This window comes from Stenotrophomonas maltophilia group sp. SKK55 (assembly GCF_057179845.1).
This window is the reverse complement of the sequence record NZ_JBXUHP010000003.1, coordinates 1-12,345: the sequence shown is the minus strand read 5'-3', so window position 1 is coordinate 12,345 and position 12,345 is coordinate 1. Positions and strand designations below refer to the sequence as shown.

Below are 12,345 nucleotides of genomic sequence, written 5' to 3'. Positions count from 1 at the left end.
GCTAGCGCATCCTTTTATATGTGTATACTTCTGTGATCAATGAATTTCCGAATAGCTTCCAGTTGTACTGATAGCTATCTGAGAATCCGTAAACTATTAAGACAGCAAAAGCAGGTGAAAGCGTCAGCGGAAACCACTTCGGCCCTAAATCCGGCATGTAGTGTACGCGAATAGCCGAAGCGATTAGAAACAAGACACTCATCCAGAACCAGACGACGGCTGCGGCGGTCAATGAGCGATGTAGCGTGTATTTATTCTGGTAGGTTGCCACTAGCGAAGACTGCAAGTTGGCAGCAAGGAACGCCTTCGCCACCGGGTAGTATTGCTGCCAAGTCGAATCTCTAGGCATTTTCAGAAAGTCTTTGCATTCCATAATCTGATCTTCAAGGAACGGATCATAGGAAACTGTAGACTTCGGAATGGAAAATTTCAGGCACTGCCAGATCCTTGCACTCGTACTATATTTGACGGCTTCACCTTTGGGTGAACGGCCGACCCAATGCAGAAGATGGCCTGAAAAGTATGCCGCGACGGTCAAGCCAGCCAACACGCCAAACTTAACTTCTTCATTAAGCAAACCAATAAAACCCGTCACACTCTTCACTTCTGCCGGCGCCAAAAAGCCAAAAGTTACGGCGCCAGCAATTGGACCAGCGCACCACCATGTAAATAAAGAAAATAGTAAGAATACTGATCCTGGAATGAAGATTCCCCAGATCTCATAACCCAGGTTAGTGAGCTTTGCTAGCAATTGGTCCATACTGAAATCCCTATCAGTGCACAATGTCGTTTGCGAAATCATTAAAAAACTAGAGCGCCATCAGGCGCCCTAGCTTTTAGCATGGAATTACCAATCAAACCCCAACAGGATTAGCCTTCTCCGGATCAATCTTGTACTGCTTGATCGCCCGGGCCACATCCTTCGCGGTCATCTTCCCGTCCTTCGCCAGCGCCGCAATCGCGGCATGCGCGATGTAGTACCGGTCAACCTCAAAGAACCGGCGCAGGTTCGCACGCGTATCCGAACGGCCAAACCCATCCGTACCCAGCACCGTGTAGCTCATCGGCACGAACGCACGGATCTGGTCCGCATACGCACGCACGTAGTCGGTGGCGGCAATCGCCGGGCCCTGGCGGCCTTCCAGCAGCTCGGTCACGTAGGCCTTGCGCTGCTCGCCTTCCGGATGCAGGCGGTTGGCACGTTCCACGTCGAAACCATCGCGACGCAGTTCGTTGAAGCTCGGGCAGCTCCAGATGTCGGCGGTCACGCCGAAGTCCTTGTCCAGCAGCTCGGCGGCGGCAATGGCTTCGCGCAGGATGGTGCCCGAACCCAGCAGCTGCACGCGCAGCTCGCCCTTCTTCGGCTTGCCGGCGTCGGTCAGCAGGTACATGCCCTTGACGATGCCTTCGGCCGCGCCTTCCGGCATTTCTGGGTGGGTGTAGTTCTCGTTCATCAGGGTGACGTAGTAGTACTCGTCCACCTGGTCTTCCATCATGCGCTTGGTGCCGTGCTGCAGGATCACCGTCACTTCGTAGCCGAAGGTCGGGTCGTAGCTGCGCACGTTCGGGATGCCACCGGCCACCAGGTGGCTGAAGCCATCTTCGTGCTGCAGACCCTCGCCGTTCAGCGTCGTGCGGCCGGCGGTGCCGCCCAGCAGGAAGCCGCGGGTACGCATGTCCGCCGCCTGCCAGGCCAGGTCGCCCACGCGCTGGAAGCCGAACATCGAGTAGTAGATGTAGAACGGCAGCATCGGCACGTTGCTGACCGAGTAGCTGGTACCGGCGGCCATCCACGAGGCGATGGCGCCCGGCTCGCTGATCCCCTGCTGCAGCACCTGGCCGCTCTGGTCTTCGCGGTAGAACATCAGCTGGTCGGCGTCGACCGGCTTGTACTTCTGGCCGAACGGCGCGTAGATGCCGATCTGGCGGAACAGGCCTTCCATGCCGAAGGTGCGGGCTTCGTCAGCCACGATCGGCACGATGTGCGGGCCCAGTTCCTTGTCACGCAGGGTGATGTTCAGGCTCTGCACGAACGCCATGGTGGTGGAGTAGCTGCGCTCGCCGCTGCTCTTCAGCAGGCGCTCGTAGGCTTCCAGCTTCGGCGCCACGAAGGTCTTGTCGGCCTTGCGGCGGCGCTGCGGCAGGTAACCGCCCAGCGCGGCACGGCGTTCCTGCAGGTACTGCACTTCCGGCGAATCCGGGCCCGGGTGGTAGAACGGCACCTGGCCGTCGGCCAGCTGCGCGTCGGTCACCGGAATGTTGAAGCGGTCGCGGAAGTGGCGCACCGCTTCGTCGTCCAGCTTCTTGGTCTGGTGGGTCGGGTTCAGCGCTTCACCGGCGCTGCCCATGCCGTAACCCTTCACGGTCTTGGCCAGGATGACGGTCGGCATGCCCTTGGTGTTCACGGCCTGGTGGTAGGCGGCGTACACCTTGTGCGGGTCGTGGCCACCACGGTTCAGGCGCCAGATGTCGTCGTCGCTCAGGCCGGCGACCATCGCGGCGGTTTCCGGGTACTTGCCGAAGAAATGCTCGCGGGTATACGCGCCGCCGAAGGCCTTGCAGTTCTGGTATTCGCCGTCGACGGTTTCCATCATCAGCTTCTTCAGGACGCCGTTGGTGTCCTTGGCCAGCAGGGCATCCCAGTAACCGCCCCACAGCAGCTTGATCACGTTCCAGCCGCCGCCACGGAACACACCTTCCAGTTCCTGGATGATCTTGCCGTTGCCGCGCACCGGGCCGTCCAGGCGCTGCAGGTTGCAGTTCACCACGAAGATCAGGTTGTCCAGGCCTTCACGGCCGGCCAGGGCGATGGCACCCAGGGTTTCCGGTTCATCGCTCTCGCCGTCGCCGATGAAGCACCACACCTTGCGGTCGGACTTCTCGATTAGGCCACGGTTTTCCAGGTAGCGCATGAACTGCGCCTGGTAGATGGCGGCCAGCGGGCCCAGGCCCATCGACACGGTCGGGGTCTGCCAGTAGTCCGGCATCAGCCACGGGTGCGGGTACGAGGACAGGCCACCGCCGTCCACTTCCATGCGGAACTTGTCCAGCTGCTCTTCGCTGATGCGGCCTTCCAGGAAGGAGCGCGCGTAGATGCCCGGGGCGCTGTGGCCCTGGATGAACAGCAGGTCGCCCGGGTGATTCTCGCTCGGGGCGCGCCAGAAGTGGTTGAAGCCCACGTCGTACAGGGTGGCACCGGAGGCGAACGAGGCGATGTGGCCGCCCAGGTCACCCGGCTTGCGGTTGGCGCGCACCACGGTGGCCATCGCGTTCCAGCGGATGATCGAACGGATGCGCCATTCCAGCTCGGCGTTGCCCGGGCTCTTGGCCTCGAACTGCGGTTCGATGGTATTGACGTATTCGGTGGTGGGAGAGAACGGCAGGTAGGCGCCCGAACGACGGGTCAGTTCCACCATGCCTTCCAGCAGCTGATGCGCGCGCTCGGAGCCCTCGACATCAATAACGGCCTTCAACGACTCGATCCACTCCTGGGTTTCCACAGGATTCGGGTCGTTGTTCAGCACCTCGTTCAACCAGTTCATTAGCGCTCCCATAACCGCACGCACGCGCGCGACTGTTGTATAGATTTCTAGACCGCAAAGTGTAGCGCACCAAGGGCTTTCGTCACTTGGCTACGCAGGCGTATGGATGCAACCGGCCAGTGTCCGCAAGGGGCTTGCCGGGCCCGCTGATGGCCCTGCGGCGGGCCTTGGCAGCGGCGCGGGCTGTCGCTTGCGGGCCGCTGCGCCCATGTGCAGGACGCAGTGTTACTGCTGCCGATGACGGTTGTAGGGCAACTCCGGCACCGCCGTAGGTGGGCGCCGGGCAGCGGTTCTGAACCGGCGACAACATGTCGCACCTGCCTCTGGATCGCTGCCAGCCACGGGCCCAGGGTGGGTCGCGAGTGATGGGCCCGATGGCCCTGCTCCCTTCCACAGCATCGCCGGGGCGCCTCACAGGGGGCGCCCCTTTTGCTGTGCGCACGCGGCCGGCCGTGGCCCAAATCGCACCTGCTTGTGGCCGGATCGGATGTTGTCGCTTTCGACGTATCGATATATCGTTTGCGCACTCGTTTACCGATATATCGAAATGAGCCGTGCCTCCTCTCCCAGAACCCGTTCCACCGATTCGGCGGTGCCCCGCCGCAACGGCCAGCCACGGGTGCTCAGCCGCGGCGACCTGCGCCTGCTGGTGCTGGCCCTGATCGGCGAGCAGCCACGCCATGGCTACGAGCTGATGCAGCTGATCAGCAACCAGTTCATGCAGGCCTACACACCCAGCGCCGGCACCATGTACCCGCTACTGGCCAGCTTCGAGCAGGCCGGCTGGATCGAGGCCGAGGAAGTGGATGGCAAGCGGATCTTCCGCATCACCGCCGCTGGCGAGTTCGAGCTGAAGGTGCAGCGCACCCAGGTGCGCCTGGCGCAGCGGCGTGCCTTCGACCGTGCCCGCGAGATCACCAAGGCCTCGCTGCCGCCGCCGCTGGCCGCGGCCCTGCGCGAGTTCAAGCGGGCGCTGGTGCATCACCACGGCCGCTGGGCCGAGGGTGAGGCGGACGAAGTGGCGGCGCTGCTGACGCGGGCCTCGGCCCTGCTCAACGGCACGGCCGGTAGCGAGCAACCACCGATTTCAACGACCCAGCCAGACTGAATCCAGCCAGGTCGCCCCTACGCCGCGCGCCCCCGCGCGACACCTTTACAGGTAAACCCCCATGACCGAACACAACAACACGCGCCTGCGCCTGGATGTGCGCTTCCGTGAACTGACCGTGCTGCGCACTGAAGAGGTCACCCCGCACATGCGCCGCATCGTGCTGGGTGGCGACGACCTGGCCGGCTTCGATTCGCCCGGCGCCGACGACCACATCAAGCTGTTCTTCCCCAACGCTGCGGGCGAGATGGTGCTGCCGGTGCTGACCGCCGAAGGCCGCAGCTACCCGGCCGGCAAGCAGCCCTCGCCGGCCCGTGACTACACCCCGCGCTGGTGGGACCACGAGCGCGGCGAGCTGGCCATCGACTTCGTGCTGCACGACCAAGGCGTGGCCGGGCCGTGGGCCGAGCGCGCACAGCCCGGCGACACGCTGGTGATCGGCGGTCCGCGCGGCTCGTTCGTGGTGGCCGACACCTACGAGGCCTACGTGCTGATCGGCGATGAGACCGCGCTGCCGGCCATCGCCCGCTGGCTGGACGTGCTGCCCGACGGTGCCGAAGTGCAGGCCTTCATTGAAGTGCGCGACGAGGCCGAGCGCCAGGACCTGCCGCAGTACGAGAACGTGCGCATCCACTGGCTGGAGCGCAACGGCTTCCCGGCGGCCAGCAGTACGCTGCTGGAAGACATGCTGACCGATTTCGAGGCCCCGGACGGCGATGTCTTCTACTGGATCGCCACCGAATCGCGCCGCGCGCGGATGATGCGCAAGTTCATCGAAGGCCACCTGGGCGTGCCGCGCGATTGGATTCGTTCGACCGGCTACTGGAAGGCCCACCCGGACGAAACCGACGGCGATTGACCGGGCAACCGGTGGGTGCGGACCCTGCTTGGTGGGTGCGGACCGTTGGTCCGCACGCCTTTGACGCACCTTCCTGGGTGGGTGCGGACCGTTGGTCCGCACGCCCTTGACCATGTAGAGCCGAGCCCAAGCTCGGCTGCTTTTCGATCCACCCTCGCGCTACGCGCGATGAGCCGAGCGTGGGCTCGGCTCTACAGGAGCACTGGGCGCCCCCTGCCGCGTCCACCCGAACCGCTTCGCGGCCCATATCTCCAGCGCCACCAGCAGGGCGATGATCAGCACCGGCAGCAGCAGCCCGACGTACACGCCGGGCATCATGCCGTTGATCTGCGCCTTCACCAGCCGCAGCACGCCACGGGTATGCAGCAGCTCATCCACGTGCATGGTCAGCGCCTCGCGCACCACCTTGGGCTCCAGGCCGAGGGTGCCCGCCTTGTCCACCAGCGTGTCTTCCACCATGCCGCGGAGCAGGCCTTCGCGCACTTCCGTGGGTGATACAGCGGGCCATTGTAGAGCCGAGCCCACGCTCGGCTGCTCTTCGTTCCGCCATCGGAAAACCCTCGCGCTACGCGCGATGAGCCGAGCGTGGGCTCGGCTCTACAGGTATTCCGCCGCCCGGTTCAACGCATCCGCCGGCAAGCAATGCGACAATCGCGCTCCTTTCCTGCAGCAACGAGGCCCACATGGCCAAACTGACCCTGGCCAGCGTGGACGCGCTGCGTACCCGCTTCGCTGATGACGCTGCCTGCGACGCGGCCTTGGCCGCCTTCGCCGATACCGCTGCACTGCGCGCGCCGCTGCGTGAGCTGGTGGAGGCACAGCACCGCTACCTGCAGGCCGAATTCGAAGTGGCGCAGGTGGTCGACGTGCTGCGCCGCGACCAGAAGTACGCGCCGGTGGGCCAGCCTTCGGTGCATATCGTGCAGCTACGCAAGCAGCAGGCTGCCACCAAGCAGGCGGCGTTGATCGCCCGCCAGGTGGTGGCGCAGGCCGCGCAGACGTTCGTGCGGGTGAGCGGGCTGGCGGTGAAGGCCAAGCAGAGCCCGAGCGAAGCGTGCGTGGCATGGTTGGGTACGTTGCGCTGAGGGATCGTGCGGACCAACGGTCCGCACCCACCAGATGCCGGTTGGCACCTACCGGGTAGTGCCGGCCGCTGGCCGGCAACCCCATCGGCATCGGGTGCCTCGCATGCAGAACCCAAAAAGAAGGCCCGCTTTTCAGCGGGCCTTCTGCCTTCTCACGACGAGTGAGTGGGGTGCATCAAGCCGCCGGCTTTTCGCCGGTGGCTTCGGTGGTGATGCGGATCTTCACTTCATCGCTGACGTTCGGGGCATAGGCGCCGACGCCGAAATCGCTGCGCTTCAGGGTGGTGGTGGCATCGAAGCCGGCGGCCGGAACCTTGGCCATCGGGTGCTCGCCGCCGCCGTTGACGGTGACGTCCAGGGTGACCGGCTTGGTGATGCCCTTGATGGTCAGGTCGCCGGTGACGGTCAGCTTGTTGGTGCCGGCCGCTTCCACCTTGGTGCTCTTGAAGGTGGCATCGGCGAACTTGGCGGCGTCGAAGAAGTCGGCGCTCTTCAGGTGCTCGTCGAACTTGGCGGTGAAGCTGTTCAGGCCGCTCAGCGGCAGCTTCACTTCCACGGTGGACTTGGTCACGTCTTCGGCGTTGTACACCAGGGTGCCTTCGACGTTGCCGAAGTGCGCGCTGGGGTTGGAGAAGCCGAAGTGGCTCCACTGGGCCAGCACGTCGGTGTGGCTCGGGTCCAGCTTGTAGGTGCCCGAGGCGATCTTGATCGCTTCGGCGGCCGGCGCGGCAGCAGCGGCATCAGCGGCTGGGGTGGCGGCCTGCTCGGTGGTGGCCGGGGCGGCGGCATCGGCCGCCGGGGCAGCGGTATCGGCCGGCTTGGAGCAGGCGGCGATGGCCAGGGTCAGGGCCAGCGGCAGCAGCAGTTTACGGGTGGCGCTCATCTGAGGAACTCTCCGGATCGTAGGGTGGGTACACGGTGCAGCAATGGCCCGCCGCGGAACAGCGGGCCCGAAACCGATACAGCGACTTACGCGATGCGCGCCGCTTCGTCGAACGACAGGCGCGGCAGGCGCGGGAACAGGCCCGCCGGATCACCGTAACCCAGGTTGACCAGGAAATTCGACTTGATGGAGGTGCCGGCGAAGAAGGCTTCGTCGACCTTGGCCGGGTCGAAGCCGGACATCGGGCCGGCATCCAGGCCCAGCGCGCGCGCAGCCAGGATCAGGTAGGCGCCCTGCAGGCTGCCGTTGCGGATGGCGGCTTCGTGGCGGCCTTCCTGCGGGCCATCGAACCAGGCCTTGGCATCGGTGTGCGGGAACAGGTACGGCAGCTTCTCGTGGAAGTCCAGGTCGAAACCGATGATGACGGTGACCGGCGCAGCCATGGTCTTGGCCAGGTTGCCTTCGGACAGCGCCGGGGCCAGCTTGTCCTTGGCCTCCTTCGAGGTGACGAAGACGAAGCGCGCCGGCGTGGTGTTGGCCGCAGTGGGGCCCCACTTCACCAGATCGTACAGTTCCTTCAGCAGGCTCTCGGGGACCGGCTTGTCGAGGAAGGCGTTCTGGGTGCGGGCCGTACGGAACAGCTGATCAAGGGCGGCGGCGTCGAGCGCGTGGGACATCGGTGGATCTCCAGGGCGGCGAAAGGAAGTCAGTGCCCGCGGGCGGCGCGGGGCGAAACGACGAGCCGCAGTGTAGAGTGTCGCGACTGTTGCAACACCCAGCAGGGCTGAAACGAATTAATGCCAATGGTGAAACGATCGAGCGCGCCATGGACGGTCACTGACGGCCGTGCGGGCAATGTCCGCCAGGCGGTCGCGCTGGCCTCGGCACTGCGCCAGGGCACCCACCGACCGCTGCTCCTGCAACCGCGCGCACCCTGGCGCTGGCTGTCACCGCGGCGCCTGCCCGGCGATGTGAATGGCTACGGCGAGGCCTTGGCGACGCTGGCGGCCGAGGCGCCGGCAATGGCGATCGGCTGTGGTCGCCAGGCGGCCGGTGCCCTGCGCGTGCTGCGTGCACGCGGCAGCCAGGTGGTGCAGATCCTCGACCCGCGCATCAGCGCCCGCCATTGGGACGTGGTGGTGGTGCCGGAACACGATGCCCTGCGCGGCAGCAATGTGCTGACCCTGCTCGGCAGCCTCAACCCGGTGGACGACGACTGGCTGGCCTGGGGCCGCGCCGCGTTCGCCGGCTTCAGCACCCTGCCCGGCCCGCGCACCGCACTGCTGGTCGGCGGGCCGACGCCGCTGGCGCCGTGGGACGAGACGGCGATGGTCGGCGTATTCCAGGCGCTGGCCGAGCAGATCCGCAGCGAAGGCGGCAGCCTGCTGGCGACCACCTCGCGACGCACGCCGCCGGCATTGGCCGAGATCCTGCGCGCGAAGTTCGCCGACCTGCCGCACGTGATCTGGGGCGATGGTGGCGACGGTACCAATCCCTATGGTGGCCTGCTCGGCTGGGCCAACCGCGTGGTGGTCTCGCCCGATTCGGTGAACCTGCTCTCTGAGGCCTGCGCCACGCGCATGCCGGTGATGGTGGCGCTGGCCGAGACCGCGCAGGGCCGGCTGGCGCGCTTCCAGCAGCAGCTGCGCGAACGCGGGCGCTTGCAGCCGCACTGGCTGGACTGGCAATACGACCGCATCGAGCCACTGCGCGAGACCGCGCGTGTGGCGGCGGAAGTGAAGCAGCGCCTGGCCTTGGGGTAGTGCCGGCCGCTGGCCGGCAACGCTGCACGCATTACCGAACACCCTGCCGATGCCGGCCAGCGGCCGGCACTACCGGGGTGCGCAGCGATTTCTGAACATTTCAATCCACCCATATCGTTAGAGTCCGGTGTCCCCCACCGGACCGAATGCCTTCATGCGTACCCTGCTCCTGCTGCCCCTGGCCCTGCTCGCCGCGTGTTCGACCGCGCCCACCGAGCTGGACCCGATCTCCTATCAATGCCAGCAGCAGCTGGACGCGTACCGCGAACAGCCGGCGCTGCGCGATCCGAAGACGGGCGAGCGCCCGCCGCTGCCGATCGCGCCGATCAGCGATGCCTGCGACAGGGAACTCCAGCGCAAGGGCGTCGATCGCCCGCTGCGCTGAGCAGCGTATGATCGGCGCGCGGGCCTGCCCGCCGTTGAAGGTACCGACATGGATCGTTTTTCCCGCCTGCGCCGCGCCGCGCTGCTGATCGCCAGCCTGCTGGCGACCGCACCGGCCTGGGCCGACAGCACCGCCTGCCGCGAGCGCTACCCGAGCGTGGCGTCGCAGGCGGCGATGCTGGATGTGGCCTGGACCACCGCCGAACGCCTGGACGCGCTGCCCGAGGTGGACGTGGCGGTGGCCGCGCGCGGTGGCCAGGACCTGAGCCGCTACGGCCTGCGCCACAGCCACCTGGCGTTCCTGCTGCGCGAGGACGACGGCCGCTGGCGCGCGATGCACCTGCTCAACCGCTGCAAGACCGACCGCTCGCAGCTGTACCACGAGGGCCTGGGCAACTTCGTCGGCGAGAGCGGCGGCCATACCGACCTGCGCATCGGCGTGCCGTCGGCGCCGTTGCGTGCGGCGCTGCGCGCGATGCTGGTGCCGCCCTCGATCCAGCCCAAGGCGCTGCACGAAGCGAAGTACAACGTGGTCGCCTACCCGTTCGCCACCGACTACCAGAACTCCAACCAGTGGGTGCTGGAAGTGCTGGCGGCGGCGATGGCGCAGGCCGAAGGCGCGCCGGCCATCGTCAAGCGCGAACAGGCACAGCAGTGGCTGCGCCAGCAGAAGTACCAGCCCAGCGTGCTGCATATCGGCCTCGGCAAGCGCGTGGGTGCGCGCCTGTTCGTGGCCAACGCCACCACCACCGACCATCCGGCCGGCGAACGCATCTCCGGCAACTATTCGGTGGTGACGGTGGAATCGGTGTTCGACTTCCTGCACCAGCGCAGCCAGCTCCAGCAGGAACTGGTGATCCCCCACGTGCCGGTGGCCGGTGCCACTGCCGCCGCCCCCTGAATTCCGCTAGGAGAACGACATGCGTCCGCTGCTTGCCTCTGTGTTGTCGATGGTGATCGTCACCGGCCTGGCCTGGTCGACGGCCGCCCACGCCGAACGCCGCATCGTGATCATCCATGACCCGGGCCCGCAGGGACCGAGCCTGGAAATGTCCACGCAGATGGTGGCCTCGGCCCGCGCCGCAGCAGCGAAGGAAGCCCAGGATGCGGCCGACGCCGGCCGGCCGCTGACCCGCCCGCAGCAGATCAAGCTGCCGCAGATGGAGGTGAGTGCCATCGCCACCACCGTCGATGGCCGCCGCGAAGTGCTGCTGCGTGATGCCAACGATCCGCAGAACACCGCATCGATGCAGTATCCGCGCGGCATCGGCGACCCGGCCGTGCAGTTCACCGTAGGCCAGACCGTGAATTTCGAGCCGACCGGCAACGACCAGGGCTGGCAGCTGAAGGACAACCAGGGCCGCCCGCTGGAATACCTGCCCGAGGCCACCGGCCCGCGCGATATCTTCGATACCCGGCGCTGAGCCGCCGTCCCCACGCTGACCAGGAGGTCTCCATGTTCCGTTGCCTGCGCGTTCCCGCTTCTGCCCTGCTGCTCTCCGCGCTGCTGGTGCCCACCGTCCATGCCGGTGCCGCGCCGCAGTTGAACAGCAGCGAAGCCAGCGTGCTGATCACCTCGCTGATCGTGGTCTCGGTGCCGCTCGCTGCGTCGGCGGGCCTGTCCGAACTGTCCAAGGCGCCGTTCAAGGCCAGCGAACGCAATGGCAGGGTTGCCCGCACCAAGGCGGTGCCGCTGCCACCGATGGAAGTGAAAAAGGTGGAGACCACGGCGGCGGGCGAGCGCCAGGTGCAGCTGCAGGTGCCCGACAAGGCCGATCAAACCGCCACCCTGCGCTGGCCGGCGCGCGTGCATGAAGACCAGACGGCGGCCTTCGTGGTCGGCCAGCAGGTGCATTTCGACCCCACCGAGGCCGGTGCCGGCTGGACCGTGAAGAGCGCACAGGGCCAGGCCCTGGCTTACGTCCCCACCGCCTATGCCGCGGGCGATGTGATGAGCGAAGCGCTGTAAAGCTGAACAAGCGGTTTTGGCTTTGCCGCGGGCCGGGCGGATAATGGGCGATCCCCTTTGTCCCCCCTGGCTCGCGATGTCCGTGCGTCCTGCCCCTGTGTTTGCCCCGCTGACCGCCCGCGCCCTGGTGCTGGCGGTATTGGCGATGGGCGCGGTGGTGCTGCTGTCCAACGTGCTGGTGCAGTACCCGATCAACGACTGGCTGACCTGGGGGGCCTTCAGTTATCCGGTCGCGTTCCTGGTCAGCAACCTGATCAACCGCCGCTTCGGCCCGGGCCCGGCGCGCCGCGTAGCGTGGATCGGCTTCGCGGTGGCGGTGCTGTTGTCGATCTGGGTGGCCACGCCGCGCATCGCCGTTGCCTCGTGCTCGGCCTTCATCGTGGCGCAGTTGCTGGACATCACCGTGTTCGACCGCCTGCGCCGTGGCAGCTGGTGGCGCGCGCCGATGGTGGCCACGACCTGCAGCGCGACGGTGGATACCACGATTTTCTGGTCGATCGCATTTGCCGGTTCCACCCTGCCGTGGGTGAGCTGGGCGGCCGGGGACCTGGCTGTGAAGCTGGCGATCGGCGTGTGCCTGCTGGCCCCATTCCGCGCGCTGCTGTGGAAGATGGCGCCGCTGCGCGCGACCAGCTGACCGCGCATGCTCTGGTAGGTGCCGACCGTTGGTCGGCACGCCCTGCAGAACTCATCGCTGCCGACAGATTGTGCCGACCAACGGTCGGCACCTACCAGGAGCGGGCCATCGCAGG

Annotated in this window: 13 protein-coding genes and 1 pseudogene; 9 read left to right on the top strand and 5 right to left on the bottom strand. The window is 66.2% G+C overall.

Annotated features, from left to right (window positions below; translation table 11 throughout):
• Position 1: 1 nt before the first annotated feature.
• The gene (locus AC2A1N_RS01540) at positions 2–760 is read right to left on the bottom strand and encodes a hypothetical protein (protein ID WP_242889777.1); all 759 of its coding nucleotides are present in this window, start codon (positions 758–760) and stop codon (positions 2–4) included.
• Positions 761–854: 94 nt separating this feature from the next.
• Positions 855–3,542: a pyruvate dehydrogenase (acetyl-transferring), homodimeric type gene (gene aceE, locus AC2A1N_RS01535; RefSeq protein ID WP_242889779.1), complete on the bottom strand. Its 2,688-nt coding sequence runs from the start codon at positions 3,540–3,542 to the stop codon at positions 855–857.
• Between the two features lie 547 nt (positions 3,543–4,089).
• Between aceE and AC2A1N_RS01530 the strand changes: the two genes are divergently transcribed.
• The gene (locus tag AC2A1N_RS01530) at positions 4,090–4,650 is read left to right on the top strand and encodes a PadR family transcriptional regulator (RefSeq protein ID WP_032953866.1); all 561 of its coding nucleotides are present in this window, start codon (positions 4,090–4,092) and stop codon (positions 4,648–4,650) included.
• Positions 4,651–4,711: 61 nt separating this feature from the next.
• Entirely contained in the window at positions 4,712–5,509 is a 798-nt protein-coding gene (locus AC2A1N_RS01525; protein WP_242889781.1) for a siderophore-interacting protein, read from the top strand.
• Between the two features lie 159 nt (positions 5,510–5,668).
• Here AC2A1N_RS01525 and AC2A1N_RS01520 read toward each other — a convergent pair.
• Positions 5,669–5,995, bottom strand: a pseudogene (locus tag AC2A1N_RS01520) (hypothetical protein); the annotation flags it as partial.
• Positions 5,996–6,192: 197 nt separating this feature from the next.
• Here AC2A1N_RS01520 and AC2A1N_RS01515 point away from each other — a divergent pair.
• Entirely contained in the window at positions 6,193–6,594 is a 402-nt protein-coding gene (locus tag AC2A1N_RS01515; protein WP_242889783.1) for a hypothetical protein, read from the top strand.
• Positions 6,595–6,769: 175 nt separating this feature from the next.
• On the opposite strand, the gene AC2A1N_RS01510 is transcribed toward AC2A1N_RS01515, so the two are convergent.
• Complete coding sequence (locus AC2A1N_RS01510) at positions 6,770–7,477, bottom strand: YceI family protein (RefSeq protein WP_005415047.1); 708 nt, start codon at positions 7,475–7,477, stop codon at positions 6,770–6,772.
• Positions 7,478–7,563: 86 nt separating this feature from the next.
• The gene (locus AC2A1N_RS01505) at positions 7,564–8,154 is read right to left on the bottom strand and encodes a malonic semialdehyde reductase (protein ID WP_005415046.1); all 591 of its coding nucleotides are present in this window, start codon (positions 8,152–8,154) and stop codon (positions 7,564–7,566) included.
• A gap of 126 nt (positions 8,155–8,280) precedes the next feature.
• Between AC2A1N_RS01505 and AC2A1N_RS01500 the strand changes: the two genes are divergently transcribed.
• The 6 genes from AC2A1N_RS01500 to AC2A1N_RS01475 all read left to right on the top strand — a co-directional run bounded on the left by AC2A1N_RS01500 (position 8,281) and on the right by AC2A1N_RS01475 (position 12,230).
• Positions 8,281–9,240, top strand: a complete 960-nt coding sequence (locus AC2A1N_RS01500; protein WP_242889785.1) for a mitochondrial fission ELM1 family protein — start codon at positions 8,281–8,283, stop codon at positions 9,238–9,240.
• Between the two features lie 154 nt (positions 9,241–9,394).
• The gene (locus AC2A1N_RS01495; protein ID WP_005415044.1) at positions 9,395–9,625 is read left to right on the top strand and encodes a hypothetical protein; all 231 of its coding nucleotides are present in this window, start codon (positions 9,395–9,397) and stop codon (positions 9,623–9,625) included.
• A gap of 48 nt (positions 9,626–9,673) precedes the next feature.
• Positions 9,674–10,525 (top strand): DUF2145 domain-containing protein, encoded by an 852-nt coding sequence (locus AC2A1N_RS01490; protein ID WP_061478570.1) that lies wholly within the window; start codon positions 9,674–9,676, stop codon positions 10,523–10,525.
• A 19-nt stretch (positions 10,526–10,544) separates the two neighbouring features.
• Positions 10,545–11,048, top strand: a complete 504-nt coding sequence (locus AC2A1N_RS01485) for a hypothetical protein (protein ID WP_061478569.1) — start codon at positions 10,545–10,547, stop codon at positions 11,046–11,048.
• A 32-nt stretch (positions 11,049–11,080) separates the two neighbouring features.
• Positions 11,081–11,593 (top strand): hypothetical protein, encoded by a 513-nt coding sequence (locus tag AC2A1N_RS01480; RefSeq protein WP_065186629.1) that lies wholly within the window; start codon positions 11,081–11,083, stop codon positions 11,591–11,593.
• Between the two features lie 76 nt (positions 11,594–11,669).
• On the top strand, positions 11,670–12,230 hold the full coding sequence (locus AC2A1N_RS01475) for a queuosine precursor transporter (RefSeq protein ID WP_005415040.1): 561 nt from the start codon (positions 11,670–11,672) through the stop codon (positions 12,228–12,230).
• Positions 12,231–12,345: the final 115 nt, after the last annotated feature.

Excerpts from the sequence above, each read along its gene's own strand:
- AC2A1N_RS01495 (WP_005415044.1), top strand. The coding sequence starts at position 9,395 with ATGCGTACCCTGCTCCTGCTGCCCCTGGCCCTGCTCGCCGCGTGTTCG.
- AC2A1N_RS01490 (WP_061478570.1), top strand. The coding sequence starts at position 9,674 with ATGGATCGTTTTTCCCGCCTGCGCCGCGCCGCGCTGCTGATCGCCAGC.
- AC2A1N_RS01505 (WP_005415046.1), bottom strand. The coding sequence starts at position 8,154 with ATGTCCCACGCGCTCGACGCCGCCGCCCTTGATCAGCTGTTCCGTACG.
- AC2A1N_RS01500 (WP_242889785.1), top strand. The coding sequence starts at position 8,281 with ATGGTGAAACGATCGAGCGCGCCATGGACGGTCACTGACGGCCGTGCG.
- AC2A1N_RS01475 (WP_005415040.1), top strand. The coding sequence starts at position 11,670 with ATGTCCGTGCGTCCTGCCCCTGTGTTTGCCCCGCTGACCGCCCGCGCC.
- AC2A1N_RS01480 (WP_065186629.1), top strand. The coding sequence starts at position 11,081 with ATGTTCCGTTGCCTGCGCGTTCCCGCTTCTGCCCTGCTGCTCTCCGCG.
- AC2A1N_RS01515 (WP_242889783.1), top strand. The coding sequence starts at position 6,193 with ATGGCCAAACTGACCCTGGCCAGCGTGGACGCGCTGCGTACCCGCTTC.
- AC2A1N_RS01485 (WP_061478569.1), top strand. The coding sequence starts at position 10,545 with ATGCGTCCGCTGCTTGCCTCTGTGTTGTCGATGGTGATCGTCACCGGC.
- aceE (WP_242889779.1), bottom strand. The coding sequence starts at position 3,542 with ATGAACTGGTTGAACGAGGTGCTGAACAACGACCCGAATCCTGTGGAA.
- AC2A1N_RS01540 (WP_242889777.1), bottom strand. The coding sequence starts at position 760 with ATGGACCAATTGCTAGCAAAGCTCACTAACCTGGGTTATGAGATCTGG.
- AC2A1N_RS01530 (WP_032953866.1), top strand. The coding sequence starts at position 4,090 with ATGAGCCGTGCCTCCTCTCCCAGAACCCGTTCCACCGATTCGGCGGTG.
- AC2A1N_RS01510 (WP_005415047.1), bottom strand. The coding sequence starts at position 7,477 with ATGAGCGCCACCCGTAAACTGCTGCTGCCGCTGGCCCTGACCCTGGCC.
- AC2A1N_RS01525 (WP_242889781.1), top strand. The coding sequence starts at position 4,712 with ATGACCGAACACAACAACACGCGCCTGCGCCTGGATGTGCGCTTCCGT.